Here is a 24,335-nt window from a genome sequence, read left to right as displayed (position 1 = left end):
AGAGCGCACCATCAACGCCGCCGCTCCTACGAAAAATCGCTCCAGCTCAGATGTCGTGAGTCGAGATCGCCGACGGTTACGGTGCCGCGGATTTCGTGAGGGACGTGGAAGCTGCTGCGCAGATACACCAGCGGCGCCGCGCCGTCGGAATGCGATGCGCCGCGCACCTCGCCGACGAAGATCGAATGCGTCGTCGTCTCGAATTCCTGCGCCAGCACGCAGTCGAATGCGGCGACCGCGTCGCTCAGCACCGGCGCGCCGGTCACCCCGCGCGTCCACTCCCCGAACGCAAAACGGTCGTCGCCATTGACGCCCTTCTGGCCGCTGAAGGTGAGCGCCAGGAGAGCGTGGTCCTCATGCAGGAAGTTGATCGCGAACGCGCCTTCCTCGCGGATACGCGCGTGCGCACTGGCGTTGCGGTTGACGCAGACGATCAGGGATGGCGGTGAGTCCGACAGTGAGCAGGCCGAGGTGACCGTCAGCCCCGTGCGCTTACCGTGCTCGGCACCGACCGTCACCAGCGCCACGGCGCCCGCGCACTGGCGCATCGCCTGCTTGAATTCCTTTGCGTCCACCGTCACGCGGAAATCTCCGAAATGGATGCGGGTGCGGCACGATCGCGCCGCACCCGCGTCGGGTCAAGCCGCCTTCTGCGCGGAGCCGAGATGCTTCAGGCGCGGCATCACCTCGTTCCTCAGCAGCGACAGCGAGTGATGCCAGGCTTCCGCCTTGTGCTTGTAGTCGAAGCCGAACACCAGCAGCACGCCGAAGCCACCGACCTCCTCGTAGATCTTCTCGATTTTCTCGGCGACGGTCGCGGGCGAGCCGACGATCCAGTTCCGCTTGGCGCAATATTCGACGGTGACATCGCTATCGGGCACGTCGGGCGCGTGCTTCAAATAGTCCTTGAACCCGAAATGGCCGAGCAGCGGCAGGAAGTACTCGCCCATCATCCGGCCCATCATGTCGCCGGTCGAGAGCCTCCACGCTTCCTCGTCGGTATCGGCGACGAACACCTCGCGCACCAGCCGCCAATCCGCGCGGTCCGGCTTGCGTCCGGTCTTGGCGGCACCTGCTACGACCGAATCCCAATGACTGCCGACATAGGCGGGGTTCAGGTTGAGGCTCATCGGGATGAAGCCGCGCTCGCCGGCGAGCTTCAGCGTGTCCGAATTCTTCGAGAGTCCGGCGACGCCGATCGGCGGATGCGGCGTCTGCAACGGCTTGATGTGCGGCTTGAGGAAATCGAACATCGTGTCCGGCTTGGTCACCGTCCAGAACTTGCCCTTGTAGGTCCAGGGCGCGGGATCGCTCCACATCTTCAGAATGATCTCCAGCGCCTCGCGCGTCATGTCGCGGTTCTGTCCGCTCATGCCGTCGACGTTGAACATGGCCCAGTCGCTTGGCAGGCCGCTGGCCGCAACTCCGAAATTGAGTCGTCCCCCGGAGAGGTGATCGAGCATCGCGACGCGGTTGGCGAGCTCGGCCGGGTGGTGATAGGGCAGCAGGAAGCCGCCCGGTCCGATGCGGATATTCTTGGTCTGCATCAGCGCCTGTGCGATCAGCAGATCCGGCGTGGGATTGGGTTCCCAGGGCGCGGTGTGGTGCTCACCGACCCAGGCCTCCTGATAGCCGAGCTCGTCGAGCCAGCACATGACCTGCAGGTCCCAGTCGTTCCCTTCCTTCAGGCCGCACTCCGGCGGGTGCGAAGGCATCGTGAAATAACCGATCTCCATGGGTTTCCTCATCTGATGTTGACGCGTCTTGTTGCGCGGTTCACGGACGTGAGCGGGAACGCTTTAGCAAGCGGTGTGCCACCTCTTCGCAAGCGGTGTGCCACCGCGAACGGCGCCCCAGACCCGCGAAAAAAGGCTGGTTTGCGGCAGCAATAGCCGATATCCCGGGGCAGATTTGCGGGGGCCCCGTCTCATTGTCGCGAGACGGCGTCTCGGCGGTGAGACGAGGATACGCGTTGAGATGACCGAACCTGCCTATGTCGCGGTGGACTGGGGCACCAGCAGCTTCCGGCTCTGGCTGATCGACCGCGCCGGCGAGGTGCTCGCTGAGCGCCGCAGCGACGAGGGCATGCTGGTGGCCGCGAAGGCCGGCTTTGCCGCCGTGCTGCAATCGCATCTCGCGGCAGTCGAGGCGCCCGATCATCTGCCTGTCCTCGTCTGCGGCATGGCCGGCGCGCGTACCGGCTGGATCGAGGCCGGTTATGTCGATACGCCCGCGCCACTCTCCGCTGTTCTGAAGCAGGCGGCGCGCGTGTCCGGCGAAGCGCGCGACATCCGCATTCTGCCGGGTATCGCGCAGCGCGATGCAAAAGCACCGGACGTGATGCGCGGCGAGGAGACGCAGCTGCTCGGCGCGCTCGGTCTCAATGCCGCCGGTGAATCGCTGGTCTGCATGCCCGGAACGCATTCGAAATGGGTGCGCCTGAAGGACGATATGGTCGCGCATTTCTCTACCTTTATCACCGGCGAGCTCTTCAGCGTCGTGTCGCGCGAGACGATTTTGTCGCTTGCGGTCGCGGGCGCCGAAGACGCCGAGGATGTCACGAGCTTCCAGGCTGCGGTGAAGGCCGCGTACGAAGCACCGGCCTTCGCCGCCAATTTTCTGTTCGGCGCGCGGTCGCGTCAGCTCCTGTTCGGGGGCACACCGGCCGCGGCGCGCGAAACGCTGTCAGGCACGTTGATCGGCGTCGAACTGGCGGCAGGGCTCTCCGGCGCGATGCCGAAAGCTGGAATCACGCTGATTGCCTCGGGGCGGCTCGCAATGCTGTACAGGCTGGCTTTCGACGCGCTGTCGGTCACCGTGAAGCCGGTCGATGCCGATGAAGCCGTCCGCCGCGGTCTGTCGATGGCGGCTGGCGCGATCTGGACGAAATGAGAGGATAGTCGAGATGAGTGTTCCCTTTCCGGCGATGAAACGGCCACTGGTCGCGATCCTGCGCGGCATCAAGCCGGAGGAAGCCGAGGCCATCGTCGGCGTGCTGATCGAGGCCGGCATGACCGCGATCGAAATCCCGTTAAACTCGCCCGATCCGTTCCGCTCCATCGCCATCGCCGTCAAGCTCGCGCCGGCCGGCGTGCTGATCGGCGCCGGCACGGTGCTGACCACAGCGGATGTCGATCGGCTCAACGATGTCGGCGGCAAGCTGACGGTGTCGCCGAATGTCGATACACAGGTGCTCACGCGTGCGCACCAATACGCCATGGTCACGCTACCGGGCGTGTTCTCGCCGACCGAGGCGCTGCTGGCCGCGCGCTCCGGCGCCTCTGGCCTGAAATTCTTTCCGGCAAGCGTGCTCGGCGCGTCCGGCATCGCCGCGATCCGTGCCGTGCTGCCGGCCGGCGTGATGATCGCCGCCGTCGGCGGGGTCTCCGACCAGAATTTCGCGGAGTATATCAAGGGCGGCGTCACCGCGTTCGGGCTCGGCTCCAGCCTCTACAAGCCCGGCATGACGGCAACGGAGGTTGCCGCTCGCGCAAAGTTGACGATCGCGGCCTACGATCGGGCGATTGCGAAAGACTGAAGCAGCAATAAACAAGCCGTGATGCCGTCACTGTTGCGCGTTATCCTATCTTGCCGCAGAAGCGAGATCAGGAGACCGACATGGCAATCAACAACGTGGCCGATCTGTTCGTGGCAACGCTCGAACAGGCTGGCGTCAAGCGCATCTACGGCATCGTCGGCGACAGCCTGAATGCGCTGACCGAAGCGCTGCGGCGGCGCGGCACGATCGAATGGATCCATGTCCGGCACGAGGAGGTCGCGGCCTTCGCCGCTGCCGGGGAAGCGGAGATGACGGGCAGCCTTGCGGTATGCGCGGGCTCGTGTGGTCCCGGCAATCTGCATCTGATCAACGGCCTGTTCGACGCCCATCGCAGCCGCGTTCCCGTGCTGGCGATCGCCGCGCAAATCCCGACGGCCGAGATCGGCAGCGGCTATTTCCAGGAGACGCATCCGCAAAACCTGTTCCGCGAGTGCAGCCATTATTGCGAGCTGGTCTCCGATCCGAGTCAGCTGCCCTATGTGCTGGAAAACGCGATCCGCGCGGCGGTCGGCATGCGCGGCGTTGCCGTCGTCGCCATGCCCGGCGACGTCGCCTTCCGCAGCCCACCCAAGCGCGCGCTGTCGACGGCGCGTGGCCTTGCACTGTCGGCGCCGAAGGTCGTGCCGCAGGCCGATGAGTTGAAGGCGCTCGCAGACCTCTTGAACGGCGCCAAGCGCATCACCTTGTTCTGCGGCCGTGGCTGCGCCGGTGCGCATGCGCCGTTGATGCAACTCGCGGAAGCCTTGAAGAGCCCGATCGTGCATGCGCTCGGCGGCAAGGAGCACGTCGAATACGACAATCCCTACGACGTCGGCATGACCGGCTTCATCGGCTTCTCCTCCGGCTATGCCGCCATGCACGCCTGCGACGCGCTGGTGATGCTCGGCACTGATTTTCCCTACAAGCAGTTCTTCCCGACTGATGCGAAGGTCGCCCAGATCGACATCCGCCCGGAGAATCTCGGTCGTCGCTGCAAGATCGATCTCGGCCTCGTCGGCGACGTCAAGCTCGCCATCGAGGCGCTACTGCCGCTGCTCAAGGCCAAGACGCAGCGCAGGCATCTCGACGATGCGATCGCGCACTACAAGAAAGCGCGCGAGGGCCTGGACTCGCTCGCGAGGGGCACGCCGGGCAGCAAACCGATCCATCCGCAATATCTCGCCAAGGTCATCAGCGACCACGCCTCTGATGATGCCGTGTTCACCGCCGATGTCGGTACGCCGACGGTGTGGGCCGCGCGCTATCTTGAGATGAACGGCCACCGGCGGCTGATCGGCTCGTTCGTGCACGGCTCGATGGCCAATGCCATGCCACAGGCGATCGGCGCGCAGGCCGCGCAGTCCGGCCGCCAGGTGATTTCGCTCTCGGGCGACGGCGGCTTCACCATGCTGATGGGCGATCTGATCACGCTGACGCAGATGAAGCTGCCGGTGAAGGTGGTCATCTTCAACAACGGCGTGCTCGGCTTCGTCGCACTGGAGATGAAGGCGGCCGGTTTCGTCGACACCAATGTCGATCTGGAGAATCCGGACTTCGCGGCAATGGCGCGCGCCATGGGCATCTTCGCAAGGCGCGTCGAGGATCCCGGCGAGCTCCCGGGCGCGATGAAGGAGATGCTGGCCCACAACGGACCGGCGCTGCTCGACGTGGTCACCGCCAAGCAGGAGCTGTCGATGCCGCCGACCATCACGCCCGAGCAGATCAAGGGCTTCAGCCTCTGGGTCCTGCGCGCCGTGATGAACGGCCGCGGCGACGAGGTCGTCGATCTCGCCAAGACCAATTTGCTGCCGCGCTAACCCCGCTTGACCGACGGCACGGGCAGCCGCTCATGGCGGCGCTGGAAGCGTTGCCAGTGCAGCACGATGCCGATCAGCAGCGCCGGTACGAAGCCGAGCGCGATCAGGAAATGCGGCAGCTGCGCCGGCGAGATGAACGCGATGCCGATGTCGGAGATCAGCCACAGTGCGGCGAACATCACCGCGAAATCGGTGCGCGGGCAGCGCAGATAGTAGAACACGGCGGTGATGACGACGGCGGGTCCGATGGCGATGCCGATCATCACCGTCGTCAGCTCCTTCGGCGTCAGCGCGTCGAGCACCATCGCTGCCAGCAGCCAGAGCGCGGCGAACATGGCGACGATGTCGAGCGGATGCCGCAACCCAATACCTCTCGCGGGAACATGCTATCGTTGTGGCCCAGACCCTGGCCGTCAAGGGAAAATGCGCCTATTCCTCGTCGTTTCCGGGCGTCGGCCGCAGCATGAAATGGCCGAAGGCGGTGGCGATCGGCTTGTTCGCATCGTCCTGCCAGGCCCGCGCCTCGAAGGCGACGATGCGCCGGCCCTGCTTCACGATCGAGACGTTGGCGAAGGTGTCGAGCGCGCGGCCCGAGCGCAGATAGTTGACGGTCAGTCCGATCGGCTTGGGCAGCGCGGCTGCGCCGAGTTCGCGCGCCACTCCGAAGATCGCGGTGGTCTCGAGGAAGGCGCCGGTCATGCCGCCATGGATCGCAGGCAGGATCGGGTTGCCGATGATCTTTGGCGAGAACGGCATCGTCAGTGTGTCGTCGTCGTTGACGCGAATGCCGAGGCAGCGCGCGAACGGGCTGTTGGCGAACGGGCCTTCCGGATCGTCCGGCGCCTCCAGCGTCGGGATGTTGCGGGAGTCCATCCTGCGGTCTGCGAGCATGTTGGTGCGGTTGGCACCGATCATGAAGCAGGCGGTGGCGGTCGCGACCGGATCGTCCTCGGAGTCCTGATAGGCGGTCGAGCGCACGAAGGCGATCGAACGCGTGGTGCGGTAGCAGACCGAATGCGCCTTGATGTCGAGGCCCGGCGTCGCCGGCTTCTGATAGTCGATGCGCAGATCGAGCGTCGCGATCGCGCTCGTGCCGTCGAGCGCAAGTTGCACCGCCATGCCGCAGCTCTCGTCCAGCATCGCGGTGACGACGCCGCCATGCAGCACGCCGGTCTCGGTATCGCCGACGAACACGGGCCGGTAGGGCAGGCTGGACCAGGCCTCGCGAGGCGCGAAGCGGTCGAGTTGGAGCCCGCTGATCTGGCCGTAATCGGAGCGGCGACCCTTGATCGCCTCGGCGAGGTCCTCGAACGAAAGTGTGGTCGGTGAGCTGGGCATGAGGACGTTCTAGACCAGTGGCGGGCGCGGCGCAAAACCCCGGATGCGCGTCCCACGGCAGGTGCCGGGGCGGTTTGGCCTCGACAGGGCGGGCCGAAGCAACGATGGTGGGCGCCTCGTTCGTTCGACTAGCCGCAAGGAGCGCCCATGGCCGATCCCGAAACGCCCGCCACCAGCCAGGGGCCCGTCATCATTTCGACCTCGAGCTCGGAGCGGGCGCCGATCATCTATTTCGACGGTGCATCCTGCTTCGGCCACCACAACGGCGCGATCCAGATCGAGCTTGCGGCCAATTTGTTGATGCCGGTCGGCGCCGCCGTCAGGGTCGACGTCGTTCAGACCGCGCATCTGCGTTGCAGCGTGGCCGCCGCGCTGGCGCTGCGCGAAGCGCTCGAAAAGGCGCTGGCAATGTACCAGCAGGGCCAGCAGCAGCCCCGGCCGGAGGAAATTCCCTCGGTGAAGAACTGAGGCAGTTAGCGGATCGCAAGTTAATGCGATCAACTCACTCAGCTCACATGCACCTTCGGCTTCCTGCCGTCGTTCCACTTGCCGTCGAGCGCGCGCTCGATCTGGGCGGCGAGTTGCAGCAGCAGGCCGTCATTGGCCTGTTTCGCGATCGCCTGGATGCCGAGCGGCAGGCCGTGGTTCTGCGTGGCCATCGGCATGGAGATCGCCGGCATGCCGCAGAGATTGGCGAGCGGCGTGAAGGCGAAGAAGCGCCAGAGATTGCCGAACCAGTCGAGCACGTCAGGATTGTCGGAGATGGTGAGATACTCCCGGGTGCCCACCTTCGGCGTCGGCAGCGCGGTGATCGGGGTCAGGATCACGTCCCACTGCTCGAAGAAGGCGCCAAAGGCGCGCGAGGTCGTATTGAACACACCTTGCATCTTCGCCCGCTCGGCGAAGCTCGTACGCCGGCCGGCTTCCCAGATCCTGATATTCATGGGCTCGATGAGGTCTTCCGGCGGACGTTCCAGTCCGCGCGCGGCGAGCATGTTGGAGATCACCACCGCAAAATTCGAGATGTAGCAGGTGGTCTGCGCCTCGAACGCGGCGCGGAAGTCGAGCTCCGGCAGGGCGTAGTCGACGTGATGGCCGAGGCCTTCGAGGAAGCGGCCGGCCTTTGCCAGTTCGGCGGCGATCTCGGGTGTCGCGGTGTAGTCGCCCCAGCTGTGCGACAGCGCGATGCGAAGCTTTGACGGATCGCGCTTGATCATCTCGGAATAGGGCTGCGCCGTGGTCCAGAACGGCATGAACTCGCCGGGCGCCGCTCCCCTTGCATGATCGACGAAGGCGGCGGTGTCGCGCACCGAGCGCGACTGGCAGCCCTGGATCGAGACCAGGCCGGTGAGATCGGACATGTGCGGTGCGAGCGAGAATACGCCGCGCGAGACTTTCAGGCCGATATTGCCGTTGACGCCGGCGGGAATGCGGATCGAGCCGCCGCCGTCGGTCGCATGTGCGATCGGCACCACGCCGGCCGCGACCATCGCGGCGCTGCCGGCCGACGAGCCGCAGGTGGTGTAGTCGGTATCCCAGGGATTGCGCGTGACATAGACGGCCGGATTGTCGGCCGAGCTGCAGACGCCGAATTCCGGCGTCGTGGTGCGTCCGATCAGGTTCAGTCCGGCCTGGCGGAATTTGCCGGTCAGGAACGTGTCGGCGCTGGCGCGATTGCCGCGCATCAGCAGCGAGCCCATCTCCTGGAGCCGGCCCTTCATGGTCGGGCCGAGGTCCTTCATCAGGAAGGGCAGGCCTGCGAACGGGCCAGCGAGATTGGCGCCGTCCTTGGCCGGATCGGCGATCACGTCATCGAACAGCTCGACCACGCCCGACAGTGCCGGATTGACCTTGGCAACGCCCGCGGCGGCCTGGCGCGCCAATTCCTTTGCCGTGAGCTCGCCCTTGCGGACGCGCGCCGCCAGCCCCACGCCATCGTGCTGCGCCCATTCGTTCCAGCTCATCGGGAAAGTCATGCGATCCAAACCTCTTCGTGCGGCGCCATCTTAGTTTCGCACGGAAACACTTTAATCAACTGAGGCGGCGCGAAGGGCAGGGTTGCGCCGGATGGAGAGGTAATCCCGCATTGCATGCGCGCGCATCAATTCGAGAGCTTTGCGATCACCGCGACCGGCCCGCCGCCGGCGGGGCCCTGATGCTCGGCGCCGCCGGAGACATAGACTGCCCCGGTGCCGGCAAGGCCGGCAATCAACCCGCCAACGGCAGCCCGGGCGTGGCGCGTCGAGCTGATATCGGTATCTTCCAGCATGGTGTGGCGGAAGCCGCGCACGCTGCCGTCAGGCGAGGCCTCGGCCTTGGCGAAAATGTTGACGAACTCGCGGCCGGTCGTTGTCTGCGGCGCGGCACGGAGCCCAACGCTCTCCAGCGCCGCGAGCACGGCGGCAGCGTCGATCGCATCGCTCATCACGGCATGTCCGATCTCGAATTCGCTCGTCGAGGACATCGAATTCCCGAGCACGATGACGACGTTGTGCATCAGCTCGATTCCGGATGAGGTCGAGGCGACGTTCGAAAACAGATCGTAGCGTCGCAGCACGTCCTCATCATGAACGTCGGTTGCGATCTCGCCGAGCGCGACCGCAACGCCGAGCGCGGAGGCGCCACGCGAATAGGCCATCGAACTGTAGGCGCTGGTCGTCGCCGTCTTGTGGCCGCGCGCGTTCGCCGCCGCGACGCGCTCACTGGTGAGCAGCGGGCACTTGATCTGCACGAAGTGGACGTCGGCGGGATCGGCGATGCCGGCATCCGCCATCGCGGCGTTCACGGCCTCGGCTGTCTCCGTGATCTGAGCGGAGCGCCCGAGCTCTTCAGGGAGAAAATCCCGCGTCTGCGCCATGCCGATGCTCAGGCGCTTGCCGGAGATGCCTGCCGGGCGCTGCGGGACTTGCCTGCGCGTGAACACTGTAATGTGCGGGCTGAGCACGCCCTCGGTGCCGCCGGACATCACGAAAGCAATGCGCTGCTCGACCTCCTGCGGCGACAGCCCGAGCCGTGGCGCCAGCGCCGTGCACAGCGCGGCAACGGCATATTCCCGGGTAAAGTCGTTGACGCCGCCATTGCCTTCGGTCTTGCCGAGGATCGCCAGGATGGATGTCGGATCGATCGCGCCGGAGCCGATCATGCTGATCAATCCGGAGACGTCGCCGGGGCCTTTGGTGGCGATTCTAATGACGCCGACCGACGTGGTACGCATTATAGTCCTCACATGGGGTTCAGGAGCCCGGCGAACAAAACAGCCGTTGAACGAGGGTGTCTGTCAAGGTGTCAAGGCAATCCCCATCGTCGTCCTGGCGAACGCCAGGATCCACTACCCCAGGAGTCAGTTTGGCGAAGGCTCATCGTTCGGTACGCCTACCGCTCACAATCGATGAATCACGCGGTATGGGCCCTGGCTTTCGCCAGGACGACGGGGATATGTGCGCCGTCTGCGTCGCACCCACGATTGTGGCGAGATCGCATCGCTTCGACAAAAAATCCCTTGTCGACGGTTGTCCGCTGCACCTTGATGAATCAACCCCGATTGGTCCATAAGCGGCGTCCCGCAGCCGGTGGTTCGCCTCCGCGATGCGTGATTGGATAGAGGGGTTCTCGCGTGGCAAATATCAACCAGAAAATTGCGCAGGAGCTTGGGGTTCGGGCGGAGCAGGTCGAGGCGACAGTGGCGCTGCTCGACGGCGGCGCCACGGTTCCCTTCATCGCCCGCTACCGCAAGGAAGCGACCGGTGCGCTCGACGACGCGCAATTGCGCACGCTGGAGGAGCGCCTGGGTTACCTCCGCGAGCTCGAGGACCGCCGCAAGGCCATCCTCGAATCGGTCCGCGAGCAGGGCAAGCTCGATGCCGCGCTGGAAGCCTCCATTCTCGCCGCCGACAGCAAGGCGCGCCTCGAAGATATCTATCTGCCGTTCAAGCCGAAGCGCCGCACCAAGGCGGAGATCGCCAAGGAAGCCGGCCTCGAGCCGCTCGCCAATCAGCTCATGGCCGAGCCCACCAACGATCCGAAGGTCGTCGCCGAAGCCTTCGTCAATGCAGAGAAGGGCGTTGCGGATGCCGCTGCGGCACTCGACGGCGCCCGCGCCATCCTGGTCGAGCGTTTCGACGAAGACGCCGATTTGATCGGCGCGCTTCGCGAGGAGGTGTGGACCAATGCGCGCATGGCATCCAAGGTGCGCGACGGCAAGAAGACCGAGGGCGAAAAGTTTGCCGACTACTTCGAGTTCTCCGAGCCGCTGACGAAGCTGCCCTCGCACCGTATCCTCGCGATGTTCCGCGGGGAGAAGGAAGAGATCCTCGATCTGCAGATCCAGGCCGAGAACGAACCATCGCCGCCGGGCGTGCCGAGCGTCTATGAGCTGAAGATCATGAAGCGGTTCGGCATCGCCGACCTCAAGCGCGCCGGCGACCGCTGGATGATCGATACCGTGCGCTGGGCCTGGCGCACCAAGATCCAGGTGCATCTCAACATCGACCTGCGCATGCGGCTGTGGAATGCCGCCGAGACCGAGGCCGTGCGCGTGTTCGCGTCCAATTTGCGCGACTTGCTGCTCGCGGCGCCAGCCGGCACCCGCGTCACCATGGGCCTCGATCCCGGCTTCCGCACCGGCGTCAAGGTCGCCGTGACCGACGCGACCGGCAAGGTGGTGGATACCGCCGTGATCTATCCGCACGAGCCGCAGCGGCAGTGGAACGAGGCGCTTGCGATCCTTGGCAAGCTCGCGCTGAAACATCGCGTCGAGCTGATCGCGATCGGCAACGGCACCGCCTCGCGCGAGACCGACAAGCTCGCGGCCGACCTCGTCAAGGGCCTGCCCGACTTGAAGATGACCAAGATCGTGGTGTCGGAAGCCGGCGCGTCGGTTTATTCGGCCTCCGCTTTTGCCTCGGAGGAATTGCCTGATCTCGACGTCACCTTGCGCGGCGCGGTGTCGATCGCGCGGCGGCTTCAGGATCCGCTCGCCGAGCTGGTCAAGATCGAGCCCAAGGCGATCGGCGTCGGCCAGTATCAGCACGACCTCGGCCAGGCCAAGCTCGCCAAATCGCTCGACGCCGTGGTCGAAGACTGCGTGAACGCCGTCGGCGTCGACGTCAACACCGCGTCCGCTCCGCTGCTCGCGCGCGTGTCGGGTGTCGGCTCCGGCCTCGCCTCGAGCATCGTGGCACATCGCGACGCCAACGGGCCGTTCAAGTCGCGCAAGGCGCTGAAGGACGTGCCGCGGCTCGGCCCCAAGGCGTTCGAGCAGTGCGCGGGCTTCCTGCGCATCCTCGGCGGCGAGGATCCGCTCGACGCCTCCGGCGTGCATCCGGAAGCCTATCCGGTGGTGCGCCGGATTCTCGGCGCCACCAAGAGCGACATCAAGGCGCTGATCGGCAGCAGCGACATCGTTCGCACGCTGAAGCCGAAAGACTTCGTGGACGAGACGTTTGGTCTGCCGACCGTCACTGACATCCTGCGCGAGCTCGAGAAGCCCGGCCGCGACCCGCGTCCGGCGTTCAAGGCCGCTGTGTTCATGGATGGCGTCGAGGAGATCAAGCACCTCAAGAAGGGCATGATCCTCGAGGGCACCGTGACCAACGTCGCCGCGTTCGGCGCCTTCGTCGACATCGGCGTGCACCAGGACGGCCTCGTGCACATCTCGGCGATGTCCAGGACCTACATCAAGGATCCGCGCGAGGTGGTGAAGCCCGGCGACATCGTCAAGGTGAAGGTGCTAGACTTCGACGTCGCGCGCAAGCGCATCTCGCTGACACTGCGCCTCGACGACGAGGTTGGCGCCAAGAAGGACGCGCCCGGCATGCAGCGGGACAACAGCTCACGCAACCCCTCCCGCATGACATCGTCGACCCCGCGCCAGCAGGAATCTTCCGGCGGCGGCGCACTCGCCGAAGCGCTGCGCCGCGCGGCGGAGAAGAACGGCGGCAAGCGGGCGTAGCTTCTTCTATCCGCGTCGTCATTGCGAGCGCAGCGAAGCAATCCAGAATCTTTCCACAGCGGGACTCTGGATTGCTTCGTCGCAAGGGTTCCTCGCAATGACCACGAGAGAGCGGGTCCTCTCCCTAACACCGGCGTCAGAATCTGGCGCGTTTGTAAGTTGAAGGCGCCTGTCCCTTGCTCTCATCTGATCCTTCTCGCGCGGTAGAAATATCGCCGCGCAGCACGGAGGATGCTTCGATGGACAACAGGCTTCTCAAAGGCCTCACCGCGGTGACGATCGCAGCGGTGATGGCGCTCGCTTCACCGGTGCTCGCCAGAGGTGGCGGTGGTGGCGGACATGGCGGCTTCGGCGGTGGCGGACATTTCGGCGGTGGTGGGCATTTCGGTGGCGGTATGCACGCCGGTGGCTTCGGCGGCATGCATGTGGGCGGCATGGGCGGTGCGCGCTTTGCCCATGTTGGCGGAGCAGGCTTCGGTGGACCACGCTTTGCGCATGGCGCGATCGGACAACGCTTTGCCGGTGCCGGCTGGCACGGCCACCATGCCTTCCACCACCATCACTTCCGTCGTTTCGCCGTCTTCGGTGCGCCCTATTACTATGCCGGCTACAATGACGGCTGCTGGCGCAGGAGCTTGACGCCCTATGGGTGGCAATGGGTCAATGTGTGCGGAGACTCTTGGTACTAGCATCGCCGTACCGCACCATTGTCGCGATCGTCATCGGGCGGTTCCGCTCAGCCCCGGAACGGGATAGTCTGGTGGCGATCGTCGCGCGGAGTTTGTCATGTCCGGAGGTCACCGCCGCATTCTGGTCGTCGAGGACGATGCGGAAACCGCAGGCCAACTCGTCGAGGAGCTGACGATTTCTGGCTACGACGTCGATCTCGCCGCCACGGGGCGCGAAGCCCTCAGCCACGGCGCCGCGCGCGACTATGCCGTGATCACCATCGACCGCATGCTGCCCGACATCGACGGCATCAGCGTGATGCGCCAGTTGCGCGACGACGGCATCGCCGCGCCGTTCCTGATCATTTCCGCACTTGGCGAGGTCGACGACCGCGTGCGCGGCTTGCGCGCCGGCGGCGACGATTATCTCGTCAAGCCGTTCTCCTTCACCGAATTGCTGGCGCGGCTGGAGGCACTCGGCCGGCGCAGCGACACCGTTGCCAAGGAGACGATCCTGCGGGTCGGCGATCTCGCCATCGACCTGATCGCGCGGAGCGCGAGCCGCCGCGGCCGGAAGATTCCGCTGTTGCCGCGGGAATTCCAGCTGCTCGAATATCTCGTCCGCAACGAGGGCCGCGTCGTCTCGCGTGCGATGCTGCTCCAGCATGTCTGGGATCTGCACTTCGATCCCTCCACCAACATCATCGACGTCTATGTCGGTCGCGTCCGCCGCAAGGTCGATGATGCCCAGGCCTATCCGCTGATCCACACCATCCGCGGCATCGGATATTGTCTCCGTGCTCCTGGCTAAAACGCTCCGCTCCTCGACCTTTCGTCTGGCGCTGATCGCGATCGCGGCGTTCGGGCTGATCGTCGCGGCGATCATGGCCTATGTCTATTTCGGCACGATCGCCTATGTGCAGAACCGTGTCGGCGATGCCGGCGATCACAGCGGCTTCACCGCGATGATCGAGCTCGCAATGGTCGCTGTCGCGGTGCTGATGCTGGTGCTCGCGGGGCTCGCCGCGGTGCTGGTGACGCGCCGCACGGTCGGGCGAATCGAGGAGATCAACGCCACCAGCCGCGCCATCATGATGTCCGGCCTCGACCAACGCATTCCCTTGCGCGGCAGTCACGACGAGTGGGACCGTGTCGCCGAAAACCTCAACCAGATGCTCGACCGCATCGAGACTTTGATGGGCGAGGTCAAGCAGGTCAGCGACAACGTTGCCCATGATTTGCGCACGCCGCTGACGCGCATGCGCGGCCGGCTGGAGAAGGCCTATCACGCCCCGCGCAACGGCGAGGCCGACGCGGTCTTGATCGGCGACACCATCGCCGATCTCGACGCCGTGCTCGGCATGTTCGCCTCCATCACCCGCATCTCGGAGATCGAGACCCGCGCCCGCCGCAGCGCGTTTCGCACCCTCAATCTCGCCGAAATCGCCGGCGAGGTCGTCGAACTCTACGATGCCGCCGCCGAACAGGTCGCGACGCGGCTCAGCCTGGGCGGCGACCGCGAGGTGGCGATTATTGGCGATCGCGACCTTCTGTTCGACGCCGTCGCCAATCTCGTCGATAACGCAATCAAGCACGGCTGCAAGGGCGGGCAGGTGACCGTCACCTGCCGCAGTGCCAACGAGGGGGCAGTGATCGCGATCGTCGACGACGGTCCGGGCATTCCGGCGGATCAGCGCGATCACGTGTTCAAGCGCTTCTACCGGCTCGAGCAGAGCCGCTACACGCCCGGTAACGGCCTCGGCTTAAGCCTGGTCGCCGCGGTCGCTCGCCTCCATGGCGCCGAGATTGCCCTGCACGACAACGCGCCGGGCCTGTCGGTCCAGCTCAGCTTCCCGCCGCACCCGCCCTAGAGCTCGATCACGCCGCGGCGTGCCGCATGAGCCACCGCATCGGTGCGGCCGGTGGCATCCAGCTTGTCGAGCAGCGAGCCGACATGGAATTTCACTGTGTGGACGGAAATGCCGAGCTGACGCGCGATCATCTTGTTGGAGCCACCCTCCGCCATCAACGCCAGCACATCGAGCTCGCGCTGTGTCAGCGCGATGTCCTCAGGCATGATGCGCGGATCGCGCGTGACGATCGCCGCTGCGGCCTTCTCGCCGGGTTCGGCGAGGCGAAGCCCGGCGATATTGCCGAGCAGAGCAGCCAGGCGATCGGCGAGGGCGGGATCGTCGATGTCCAAAGCCAACACGATCTCGGGCGCGATGTCCTCGCTCACGCCGGCGGCCTCTCGCCGATCGTAACCTTGAAGCTGACCGGCTCGCCGCCCCGGCGCGCCGCGATATCGACCACCGCGCCCACGCTCGCCGGACCCAGCGTCCGCGACAGCGCGCGTACGCCGGACAGCTTCTGGTCGTTGACGGCGACGATGACGTCGCCCTGGCGAATGCCGGCCGCGGCCGAAGGACCGGCCTTGTCGACATTCATCACCATCGCGCCGACGCCGTCGTCGAGCCGGACCGGCTGCAGCCCGAGGCCGAGATACCCGCGTGCGATGCGGCCGCGGGCCTCCAACTGTGCCGCGACCCGCTCGATCGTCGCTGTCGGGATCACCAGCACACGCCTCGGGCCTAGCACGGCCATGCCGAAGGCCTCGCCCGATGCATCGAGCGCGAGGCCGCCCTGCTGGCTGGAGCGCAAGCGGACATCGATCTCGATCCGCGCGTCGATGTCGCCGCCGCGCAAGGAGCGCCAGCTCTTGCCGGACAGCGACACCATCCCGAGCGCGGCGCTCGGCGTATCGCGGTTGGTGGCGACGACGACCGACAACGCGCCGAGGGGCGGGACAATTGTTGCCAGCTTGGCCGGGGTCAGCGCGCTATCGGCGCGCAGCAGCGCGATATCCGTCGTATGGTCGCGGCCTGCAATCGTGGCGGCTGCGGTGCTGCCGTCGGGGAGGCCGATCTCGATGTCCCCCTCATCGGCCAGCGCCTCGTCGGCGGTGACGATCAGGCCGGGCTTCCAAACGAACCCGGTGGCGCGGGAGCGATGCGAATGCACGGTGACGACGGACGGCGCGGTGCGCGCCACCACATCCGCGAGCGCGGACGACAGCGAGGACAGGGGGGTGGGTTCGGTCATGGGAGGCTCCTGTAAAGCTGCCCTCAATCTGGGATGTCGCGGGCGATCGCGTAACTGGCCGCATGGCCAGGAAATGAGCAGGGAAGCTGATTCATACGACCACTGCCGACGAACATGTGATTGGGAGCCGCTCACGGGAACGTGTAGCAATCGCGAAATTGCGCCGCCTTCACGATTTTCAGCGAGCCTGACCGATGACCATCTACCTCACCCGCCGCACCCTGCTTCAACTCGCCGGCGCCACCTCGCTGGCAATGGCGGCTGCGGGCGCGGCGCGCGCCGAGGGCGCACCGCAGGGCGGCGGGCCGACCTACGCCAGCCGCACGCCGATGCGGGTCGGCATGGTGACGCTCCGGGTGAAGAACCTCGACAAGGTCGCCGACTACTATCGCGACGTGATCGGCCTCACCGTGATGGAGCGCTCGGCAACTGCCGCAAGGCTCGGCACGGCCGGCATCACGCTACTGGTGCTGGAGGCCCGTCCTGATGCCGAGATCGAACCACGCAACGCCGCCGGCCTCTACCACACCGCCTTCCTGATGCCGACCCGCAAGGACCTGGCGCGCTGGCTGGTGGCAGCCGCTTCGCATCGCGTGCCGCTTTCGGGCTTCGCCGATCACCTCGTCAGCGAATCCGTCTATCTCGACGATCCCGAAGGCAACGGCATCGAGGTCTATGCCGACCGCGATCCCTCGCAATGGCAGTGGAGCGAGGGCAGCGTGAAGATGGCGGCCGACGAGCTCAACATTCCCGACCTGCTGTCGCTGACCAATACGCGCGTGGCCGATTATGCCAGGGCACCGGACGGTCTGCGCATCGGCCACATGCATCTGCGCGTCGGCGATCTCGCGCAGGCCGAGCTCTTCTATCACGGTGCCATCGGCCTGGACCCGACCCGCAGCCGCAACGGTGCCGCGTTCCTGTCGTCGGGCCGCTACCACCATCACCTCGGCATGAACGTCTGGCAGAGCCAGGGTGCCGGCCAACGCGACGATCAGGCAACAGGGCTCGCCTGGTTCTCGCTGGTGACGGAGAAGCCGGACCTGCTTGCCGCGCAGGACGAGCGCCTGCGCAAGGGCGGTGCGAAAGTCACGGCGCTGGCCAATGGCGTGGAGGCGATCGATCCCTGGGGCACGCGGGTGCGGCTGATCAGGGTTTGATCGCCTGCGCCGGCGTTGCTAAGACCCGTCAGGTGCAAATCAGTCTCCGGGTCCCCTGACATGCCCGATTTTCGCGGTGTCTTCCCCTATCTCGTATCGCCCGTCGATGCCGACGGCGCGGTGCGGACGAACGTCCTCGCAAAGCTCTGCGACGATCTGATCGGCGCCGGCGTCCATGGTCTGACCCCGCTCGGGTCGACCGGCGAGTTCGCCTATCTCAACGCCGCCCAACGCACCGCGGTGGTGCAGGCCACGATCGAAGCGGCAAAGGGACGTGTGCCTGTGGTTGCGGGCGTTGCCTCCACCTCGACGGCTGACGCGGTGGCGCAGGCGATAGCGTATCAGAAGCTCGGCGCCGACGGCATTCTGGCGATCCTGGAAGCGTATTTCCCGCTCGCCGACGCTCAAATCGAATCCTATTTCCGCGCCATCGCCGATGCCGTGGACATCCCGGTCGTCATCTACACCAATCCCCAATTCCAGCGCTCTGATCTCACCCTCGACGTCATCGCGCGCCTCGCCGAACATCGGCGCATCGGCTACATCAAGGACGCCTCGACCAACACCGGCCGGCTGCTCTCGATTATGAACCGCTGCGGCGATGCCTTGCGGGTGTTCTCGGCCTCCGCCCACATCCCGGCTGCCGTGATGCTGATCGGCGGGCTCGGCTGGATGGCGGGGCCCGCCTGCATCATCCCGCGCCAGAGCGTCGCGCTCTACGACCTCTGCAAGGCCGGTCGCTGGGACGAGGCGATGGCGCTCCAGCGCAGGCTATGGCGCATCAACGAGGCTTTTGCCCGCTTCAACCTGGCGGCTTGCATCAAGGCCGGATTGGCCTTCCAGGGCTACGACGTCGGCGATCCCGTCCCGCCGCAGGCCGCACTCACCGCCGATGCGCGCAAGATCGTGGAAGCGGCCCTGCGGGAGTTAGGCTAGGCGTCCATAGGACGGCTTCGCTTCCGCTCGCCTATGCCCCGGCATGACGAAATCGTGGATATACCGCCCAACCGCGGCTGGCCTCGCATGCGTCGATCCGCTAAAAGGCGGCCGCATTTGAGAGATTAAGGGACCCCACGGAATGAACATTCTTCCCGGCAATTTGCGTTTCGGAGCGGGGCAGCCCGTCAAGCGTTTGGAAGACCAGCGACTGCTCACCGGGAAGGGGCAGTTCATCGATGACAAGCCGGAAGATGGCGCGCTGTGGCTGTACCTGCTGCGCTCGCCGCATGCCCACGCGAATATCGTTTCGATCGACGCCGGCACCGCCTCTGCGATGCCCGGCGTGACCGCGGTCTACACCGGCGCCGACCTCGTCAAGGACGACATCGGCGTCATCCCGACACTGAGCATCTTCAAGCGCCCCGACGGCAAGCCGATGACGGTGCCGCCACGCCGCCTGCTGGCGCACGAAATCGTACGCTATGCCGGCGAGGCCGTGGCCGCCGTAGTGGCCTCCTCGCGTGCCGACGCGCAGAGCGCGGCCGAAGCGATCGTGGTCCAATATGACGTGCAGCCGGCGGTGGTCGATCCCGTCGAGGCGGTCAAGCCCGGCGCGCCATTGGTGTGGCCGGAGGCGCCCGACAACGTCGTCGGCGCGATGGCTTACGGCGATGCCGCCAAGGCGGACGAGGCTTTTGCCAAGGCGGCGCATACCGTCGAGCTCGATCTCGTCAGCCAGCGCCTGGTGCCGTCAGCCATGGAGCCGCGCTCGACCATTGCCGAGATCGACGAGAAATCCGGCCGCCTCCTGCTGCATGTGCAGTCGCAGACGCCTGCCTCGACACGCGACGTGCTGGCCGAGGCCGTACTGAAGCGTCCGAAGGACAGCGTTCGCGTGCTGGTCGGCGATATCGGCGGCGGCTTTGGCCAGAAGACCAACCTCTATCCCGAGGACGGCATCGTCGCCTATGCCGCAACCAAGCTGAACAAAAAAATCCGCTGGCGCGGGGACCGCACCGACGAATTCGTCGGCGGCACCCATGGCCGCGATCTGACCTCGACCGCTTCCTTCGCACTCGACGAGAAAGGCAAGGTGCTGGCCTATCGCGTCAGCTCGATCGGCTGTACCGGCGCGTATTCCTCGGGCGCGGCCAACATCATTCCGCTGGTGCTGGGGCCGTTCGTGCAGACCGGCGTCTACGATTTGCCGCTGGTGCATTTCGAGGTAAAGTCGGTGATGACTCACACCGCGCCCGTCGGCGCCTATCGCGGTGCGGGTCGCCCGGAAGCCGTGTTCATCGTCGAGCGCCTGTTCGACGCGGCCGCACGAAAAATCGGCATGGATCCGCGCGCGATCCGGAAAGCCAACTACATCAAGCCGGCGCAACTGCCCTATACCAATGCGGCGGGGCAGGTTTACGATTCTGGCGCCTTCGCGCACATGCTCGATCGCGCCGTGAAGCTCGCCGACTGGGACGGCTTTGCCGCGCGCAAGAAGGCTGCGAAGAAAAGGGGCCTGCTCTACGGCCGCGGGCTCACCTCCTATATCGAATGGACCGGCGGCCGCGCCCACACCGAGAAGGTCAGCTTGCACGCGACGTCGGAAGGCCGCGTCATCCTGCATTCCGGCACCATGGCAATGGGGCAGGGGCTGCAGACCACCTACACCCAGATGATCTCCGACACGCTCGGCATTGCCATGGACAAGATCGACGTGGTCCAGGGCGACACCGATCTGGCGACGGGCTTTGGCAGCGTCGGCTCGCGGTCGCTGTTCGTCGGCGGCACGGCGGTCGCGGTCTCCTCCAACGATCTGATCCAGAAGGCGCGCGAGAAGGCGGCGAACGTGCTGGAGACCTCGATCGAAGACATCGAGTACCAGGGCGGCATGCTCACCGTGGTCGGCACCGACCGCCGCATCAGCCTGTTCGATATTGCAGAGAAGGAGAGCGGCGCAAAACTCAGCGTCGATTCCGAAGGCGAGGTCGATGGTCCGAGCTGGCCGAACGGCACCCATATCTGCGAGGTCGAGATCGATCCGGAGACCGGCGTCTCCAAGGTCGTGCGCTACACGACCGTCGACGACGTCGGTGTCGCCGTGAACCCGATGCTGGTCACCGGCCAGATCCATGGGGGTGTCGCACAAGGCATCGGCCAGGCGCTGTATGAGGGCGTGTCCTATGATGCCGACGGACAGCTGCTCACCGCAAGCTACCAGGACTACTGCATCCCGCGCGCCGACGACGTTCCGCCGATCGTGGTGACGCTCGATGATTCCGCGCCCTGCCGCACCAATCCGCTTGGCGCCAAGGGCTGCGGCGAATCCGGCGCCATTGGCGGCCCCCCCTGCGTCACCAATGGCGTGATGGATGCGCTCGCCGAGCTCGGCATCACCCAGCTCAACACGCCCTTGACGCCGCAGAAGATCTGGCAGGCGATCAAGGACGCGAAGGTGGGCGGTTAGCGGCCATTCTCGTGCTGGCTGTCGCCACAAATCCAACTCGTCGTCCCGGCCCTCGCCGGGACGACACCGAGGGTGAGGAAAAAGTTCGCGCTAAATCCCCAACATCATCTTCGCGATGATATCGCGCTGGATCTCCGAGGTGCCACCGAAGATCGTGTAGGCGCGTCCGTTGAGATATTCCGGCACCACCGTCAGCATCTCCTCCGGCATCGCCGGCTCGTGGTTGAGCCTGTAGAGCGGGCGCATCGGCTCGACCGCGAGGGCTTCATGGCCGATCACGTCTGCGCCGAGCCGGGTCACGGCCTGCCGGATCTCGCTGTTGCGCAGCTTCAGGATCGACGACACCGCGCCGGGATTCTGTCCGGTCTGCAGCGCCGACAGCACGCGCAGCTCGGTCATCTCCAGCGCGTCGATGTCGACCTCGACCTCGGAGATGCGCGTCGCGATATCAGCACTGTCGATCGCGCGGCCCGTCAAGTCGGACTCGGCGAGATCCGCGATCGCCTTCAGCCCTTCGCGCAATTTTGCCGACGCAATGCCGGAGCCGCGCTCGAACTCGAGCAGATACTTGCCGTAGGTCCAGCCCTTGCCTTCCTCGCCGACGCGGTTCGCCACGGGAACGCGCACGTCGTCGAAGAATACCTGGTTGACCTCGTGGTCGCCGCCGATGGTGAGGATCGGGCGCGTCGTGATGCCCGGCGTCTTCATGTCGATCAGGATGAAGCTGATGCCATCCTGCTGCCGCGGGCCGTCGCTGGTGCGCACCAGCGCGAACATGCGGTTGGCGTGATGGGCATGCGTGGTCCAGATCTTGGTGCCGTTGATGATGTAGTCGTCGCCGTCGCGCACCGCGCGCGTCTTCAGCGAGGAGAGATCGGAGCCGGAGCCCGGCTCGGAATAGCCCTGGCACCAATAATCCTCGCCGGACAGAATGCGCGGCAGGTAGAAGTTCTTCTGCTCCGCCGAGCCGAAGCCGATGATGACGGGGCCGACCATCTTCACGCCCATCACGTTGACGTTGGGCACGCCGGCCCGCGCGCTTTCAGTCTCGAAGATCCAGCGCTGCGCCGGCGTCCAGTCGGGACCGCCATGCTCGACCGGCCAGCCCGGCGCGCCCCAGCCTTGCTTGTGCAGCGTGCGCTGCCAGGCCATGCCGATATCGGGGTCGGAGAACACCGACGGCGTCAGCGCGGTCGCGCGCTTCATCTCCTCGGTGAGATTCTTGGCAATGAAGCCGCGCACCTCGTCCTGGAAGGCGCGCTCCTCGGCATTGAACGACAGGTCCATGATGCGCTCCTTGTGTCAGGCCGGCACGGTGGCGCGGCCAAGCCGGGCGTGGCGGCCATAGTGGTGCGCGCTGCCGCCGAACAACGTGTCGAACGCGACCAACCGCTTGAAATAAGCGCCGACCTCGAGCTCCTCGGTGACGCCCATGCCGCCGTGAAGCTGGATCGACTGCTCGCCGACGAAACGCGCGGATTTGCCGATCTTCGCCTTCGCGCCCGATGCGGCCCGCGCGCGCTCAACCGGATCGGCGTCGACCTTCAGCGCGGCGCGCAGCGCAATCGAGCGCGCTTCGTCGACCTGCACCGCCATGTCGGCGAGGCGGTGGCGGATCACCTGGTTGGCCGAGAGCGGCCGGCCGAATTGCTTTCGAATTTTTGTGTACTCCAGCGTGGTGTCCAGCAGCACCTGCATGATGCCGACGGCCTCGGCGCCAAGCGCGGCCATGACGCGGTCAACGGCCCATTCGATGGCCGGCAGCGCGTCATGCCCATTGCCGAGCAAGGCATCCTCCGGCAGTTGCGCATCCGACAGCTCGATGTTGCAGGCGCGCCCGCCGCCGAGCCGCTCGTAGTCGGAGATCGCAACACGCGGCGTCGTCGCCTGCACCAGGAACAGGCCGATCCGTCCCGATGGCCCCTGATGATCATGGACATGCGCGGAGACGATGATCTCGTCCGCGGCATGGCCGTCGAGCACGGCAATCTTGCTGCCGGCCAGGCGCCAGCCTTGCGCCGTCTTGTGAGCGGTGGTTGCAACCTTGGCAAGATCGAACCGCGCCGCGCGCTCGGAATGCGCGAACGCGAGCTTCAACGATCCGTCCGCGATCTTCGGCAGGATTGCCTGCTTCTGCGCCGTGCTGCCGCACCGCTCGATCAACGCAGCGCCAAGCACGACCGTCGCGATATACGGCTCCGACACCAGCCCGCGGCCGAAGGCTTCCATCAAAATGCCGATCTCGACCGCGCTGCCGCCGAGCCCGCCAAACTCTTCCGCAATCGGCAGCGCCAGCCAGCCCAGTTCTGCGAATTGTTTCCACACCGCCGGACTGAAGCCGAGCGGATCGTTCGCCATCTTGCGGCGGTGATCGGCATCGTAGCTTTCGGCCACGAAGCGCCCCACGCTTTCGCGCAGCAGCCGTTGCTCGTCGGTGAGATTGAGATCCATCCCGTCTACTCCGCGGCCGCTGGCGGCTTGCGCACGGAGGGGTGCAGGCCGGATGGATCGACAATCATGCCGAATTCCTGAAGATTGTGGGCGTGACAGAGCTGATGCAGCGCAAAGGCCTGGTCGATCGCGACGGGCTGGCCCATCACGTCAACCGAACGATTCACCGCCTCCTTGGTCAGCTTCAGCGCAAAGGACGGCTTTGATGCGATCCGGCGTGCCAGCTCCAGCACCTGTGATGAGAGCTCCGCGCGCGGCACGACCTTGTTGACCATGCCGAGCTGGTGCGCCTCCTGTGCGCTCCATGCGTCGGCCGTGAACAGAAATTCCTTGGCCTTGCGCGGGCCGAGCTCCCAGGGATGCACGAACCATTCGACGCCGCAGACACCCATGGTGACCACGGGATCGCAGAACTGCGCATCGTCGCTGGCGACGATGAGATCGCAGGCCCAGGCCAGCATCAGGCCGCCGGCGATGCATTTGCCGTGCACCTCGGCAATGGTCGGCTTGGCGAGGTTGCGCCAGCGCCGCGTGATCTGAAGATAGATCTCCTGCTCGCGCGCGTAGCGGCCATGAGCGTTTGCTTCGGCGAAGCCGCCCCAATTTCCGATCGGCGGAAAATCCACGCCCGCTTCATTCTTGCTGCCGGGTCGCAGGTCATGGCCTGAGGAGAAGTGCGGACCATTGCCGGCGAGAATGATCACCTTGACCGCGTCGTCCTGCACCGCCTGATGATCGAAGGCGGCGTTGAGATCGTAGGTCATTTGCAGGTTCTGCGCGTTGCGCGCGTCGGGCCGGTTCATCACGACCCGGACAATCGCCGGCTCCGGCCTCTCCACGAGGATGGTCTCGAACGAGCTCATCGCGTTCCCCTGGCGTTCCCGACCTGGCATTATTGTTCCCTCAAG

22 protein-coding genes are annotated in these 24,335 nt (G+C 65.7%); 11 read left to right on the top strand and 11 right to left on the bottom strand.

The window, feature by feature from the left end:
- Nucleotides 1-26: 26 nt before the first annotated feature.
- Entirely contained in the window at nt 27-581 is a 555-nt protein-coding gene (locus IVB40_RS29565) for a flavin reductase family protein (protein WP_247817122.1), read from the bottom strand.
- A 57-nt stretch (nt 582-638) separates the two neighbouring features.
- On the bottom strand, nt 639-1,736 hold the full coding sequence (locus tag IVB40_RS29560) for an LLM class flavin-dependent oxidoreductase (protein ID WP_247817121.1): 1,098 nt from the start codon (nt 1,734-1,736) through the stop codon (nt 639-641).
- A gap of 241 nt (nt 1,737-1,977) precedes the next feature.
- On the opposite strand from IVB40_RS29560, the gene IVB40_RS29555 reads away from it, so the two are divergent.
- The 3 genes from IVB40_RS29555 to poxB all read left to right on the top strand — a co-directional run bounded on the left by IVB40_RS29555 (nt 1,978) and on the right by poxB (nt 5,355).
- Nucleotides 1,978-2,892, top strand: a complete 915-nt coding sequence (locus IVB40_RS29555; RefSeq protein WP_247817120.1) for a 2-dehydro-3-deoxygalactonokinase — start codon at nt 1,978-1,980, stop codon at nt 2,890-2,892.
- 13 nt (nt 2,893-2,905) lie between these two features.
- The gene (locus tag IVB40_RS29550; protein WP_247817119.1) at nt 2,906-3,538 is read left to right on the top strand and encodes a 2-dehydro-3-deoxy-6-phosphogalactonate aldolase; all 633 of its coding nucleotides are present in this window, start codon (nt 2,906-2,908) and stop codon (nt 3,536-3,538) included.
- 80 nt (nt 3,539-3,618) lie between these two features.
- Complete coding sequence (gene poxB / locus IVB40_RS29545) at nt 3,619-5,355, top strand: ubiquinone-dependent pyruvate dehydrogenase (RefSeq protein WP_247817118.1); 1,737 nt, start codon at nt 3,619-3,621, stop codon at nt 5,353-5,355.
- Here the strand turns inward: poxB and IVB40_RS29540 are convergent.
- Together IVB40_RS29540 and IVB40_RS29535 are read right to left on the bottom strand one after the other, a co-directional pair.
- Nucleotides 5,352-5,717 carry a hypothetical protein gene (locus IVB40_RS29540; protein ID WP_027565260.1) on the bottom strand — a complete coding sequence of 122 codons (366 nt, stop codon included), beginning with the start codon at nt 5,715-5,717 and terminating at the stop codon, nt 5,352-5,354. The two genes, poxB and IVB40_RS29540, sit on opposite strands and share 4 nt — an antisense overlap.
- Nucleotides 5,718-5,784: 67 nt before the next feature.
- Nucleotides 5,785-6,693: a PaaI family thioesterase gene (locus IVB40_RS29535; RefSeq protein WP_247817117.1), complete on the bottom strand. Its 909-nt coding sequence runs from the start codon at nt 6,691-6,693 to the stop codon at nt 5,785-5,787.
- Between the two features lie 147 nt (nt 6,694-6,840).
- On the opposite strand from IVB40_RS29535, the gene IVB40_RS29530 reads away from it, so the two are divergent.
- A complete protein-coding gene (locus IVB40_RS29530; protein WP_027565258.1) occupies nt 6,841-7,161 on the top strand; it encodes a hypothetical protein in 321 nt (106 codons plus the stop codon).
- 38 nt (nt 7,162-7,199) lie between these two features.
- Here the strand turns inward: IVB40_RS29530 and IVB40_RS29525 are convergent, their stop codons facing one another.
- A complete protein-coding gene (locus tag IVB40_RS29525) occupies nt 7,200-8,669 on the bottom strand; it encodes an amidase (protein ID WP_247817116.1) in 1,470 nt (489 codons plus the stop codon).
- A 125-nt stretch (nt 8,670-8,794) separates the two neighbouring features.
- Nucleotides 8,795-9,907 carry a ring-opening amidohydrolase gene (locus IVB40_RS29520; RefSeq protein WP_247464591.1) on the bottom strand — a complete coding sequence of 371 codons (1,113 nt, stop codon included), beginning with the start codon at nt 9,905-9,907 and terminating at the stop codon, nt 8,795-8,797.
- 399 nt (nt 9,908-10,306) lie between these two features.
- On the opposite strand from IVB40_RS29520, the gene IVB40_RS29515 reads away from it, so the two are divergent.
- The 4 genes from IVB40_RS29515 (at nt 10,307) to IVB40_RS29500 (ending at nt 15,182) form a co-directional block, all read left to right on the top strand.
- On the top strand, nt 10,307-12,643 hold the full coding sequence (locus tag IVB40_RS29515; RefSeq protein WP_247817115.1) for a Tex family protein: 2,337 nt from the start codon (nt 10,307-10,309) through the stop codon (nt 12,641-12,643).
- Nucleotides 12,644-12,882: 239 nt separating this feature from the next.
- The gene (locus IVB40_RS29510) at nt 12,883-13,332 is read left to right on the top strand and encodes a hypothetical protein (RefSeq protein ID WP_247817114.1); all 450 of its coding nucleotides are present in this window, start codon (nt 12,883-12,885) and stop codon (nt 13,330-13,332) included.
- 97 nt (nt 13,333-13,429) lie between these two features.
- Nucleotides 13,430-14,122 carry a response regulator transcription factor gene (locus IVB40_RS29505; protein ID WP_007596553.1) on the top strand — a complete coding sequence of 231 codons (693 nt, stop codon included), beginning with the start codon at nt 13,430-13,432 and terminating at the stop codon, nt 14,120-14,122.
- Nucleotides 14,109-15,182 carry a HAMP domain-containing sensor histidine kinase gene (locus tag IVB40_RS29500; RefSeq protein WP_247817113.1) on the top strand — a complete coding sequence of 358 codons (1,074 nt, stop codon included), beginning with the start codon at nt 14,109-14,111 and terminating at the stop codon, nt 15,180-15,182. Before IVB40_RS29505 ends, IVB40_RS29500 begins: the two co-directional genes overlap by 14 nt.
- On the opposite strand, the gene IVB40_RS29495 is transcribed toward IVB40_RS29500, so the two are convergent.
- Together IVB40_RS29495 and IVB40_RS29490 are read right to left on the bottom strand one after the other, a co-directional pair.
- Nucleotides 15,179-15,550 carry a helix-turn-helix transcriptional regulator gene (locus IVB40_RS29495; protein ID WP_247403653.1) on the bottom strand — a complete coding sequence of 124 codons (372 nt, stop codon included), beginning with the start codon at nt 15,548-15,550 and terminating at the stop codon, nt 15,179-15,181. The two genes, IVB40_RS29500 and IVB40_RS29495, sit on opposite strands and share 4 nt — an antisense overlap.
- The gene (locus IVB40_RS29490; RefSeq protein ID WP_247817112.1) at nt 15,547-16,413 is read right to left on the bottom strand and encodes a S1C family serine protease; all 867 of its coding nucleotides are present in this window, start codon (nt 16,411-16,413) and stop codon (nt 15,547-15,549) included. The genes IVB40_RS29495 and IVB40_RS29490 overlap by 4 nt, the downstream gene beginning before the upstream one ends.
- A 194-nt stretch (nt 16,414-16,607) precedes the next feature.
- Here IVB40_RS29490 and IVB40_RS29485 point away from each other — a divergent pair, with 194 nt between their 5' ends.
- The 3 genes from IVB40_RS29485 (at nt 16,608) to IVB40_RS29475 (ending at nt 20,976) form a co-directional block, all read left to right on the top strand.
- Nucleotides 16,608-17,573 (top strand): VOC family protein, encoded by a 966-nt coding sequence (locus IVB40_RS29485; RefSeq protein WP_247817111.1) that lies wholly within the window; start codon nt 16,608-16,610, stop codon nt 17,571-17,573.
- A gap of 60 nt (nt 17,574-17,633) precedes the next feature.
- The gene (locus tag IVB40_RS29480; protein ID WP_247817110.1) at nt 17,634-18,509 is read left to right on the top strand and encodes a dihydrodipicolinate synthase family protein; all 876 of its coding nucleotides are present in this window, start codon (nt 17,634-17,636) and stop codon (nt 18,507-18,509) included.
- A gap of 142 nt (nt 18,510-18,651) precedes the next feature.
- On the top strand, nt 18,652-20,976 hold the full coding sequence (locus IVB40_RS29475; protein WP_247817109.1) for a xanthine dehydrogenase family protein molybdopterin-binding subunit: 2,325 nt from the start codon (nt 18,652-18,654) through the stop codon (nt 20,974-20,976).
- A 90-nt stretch (nt 20,977-21,066) separates the two neighbouring features.
- On the opposite strand, the gene IVB40_RS29470 is transcribed toward IVB40_RS29475, so the two are convergent.
- The 3 genes from IVB40_RS29470 to IVB40_RS29460 are packed head-to-tail and all read right to left on the bottom strand — an operon-like array spanning nt 21,067 to nt 24,290.
- Complete coding sequence (locus IVB40_RS29470; RefSeq protein WP_247817108.1) at nt 21,067-22,263, bottom strand: acyl-CoA dehydrogenase family protein; 1,197 nt, start codon at nt 22,261-22,263, stop codon at nt 21,067-21,069.
- A gap of 15 nt (nt 22,264-22,278) precedes the next feature.
- Nucleotides 22,279-23,427, bottom strand: a complete 1,149-nt coding sequence (locus IVB40_RS29465) for an acyl-CoA dehydrogenase (RefSeq protein WP_247817107.1) — start codon at nt 23,425-23,427, stop codon at nt 22,279-22,281.
- A gap of 5 nt (nt 23,428-23,432) precedes the next feature.
- Nucleotides 23,433-24,290: an enoyl-CoA hydratase gene (locus IVB40_RS29460; protein ID WP_247817106.1), complete on the bottom strand. Its 858-nt coding sequence runs from the start codon at nt 24,288-24,290 to the stop codon at nt 23,433-23,435.
- Nucleotides 24,291-24,335: the final 45 nt, after the last annotated feature.

It is taken from the genome of Bradyrhizobium sp. 40, assembly GCF_023100925.1.
Classification (GTDB): Bacteria; Pseudomonadota; Alphaproteobacteria; order Rhizobiales; family Xanthobacteraceae; genus Bradyrhizobium.
Note: the sequence above shows the minus strand (reverse complement) of the source record. Positions and strands in the feature narration are given on the sequence as shown.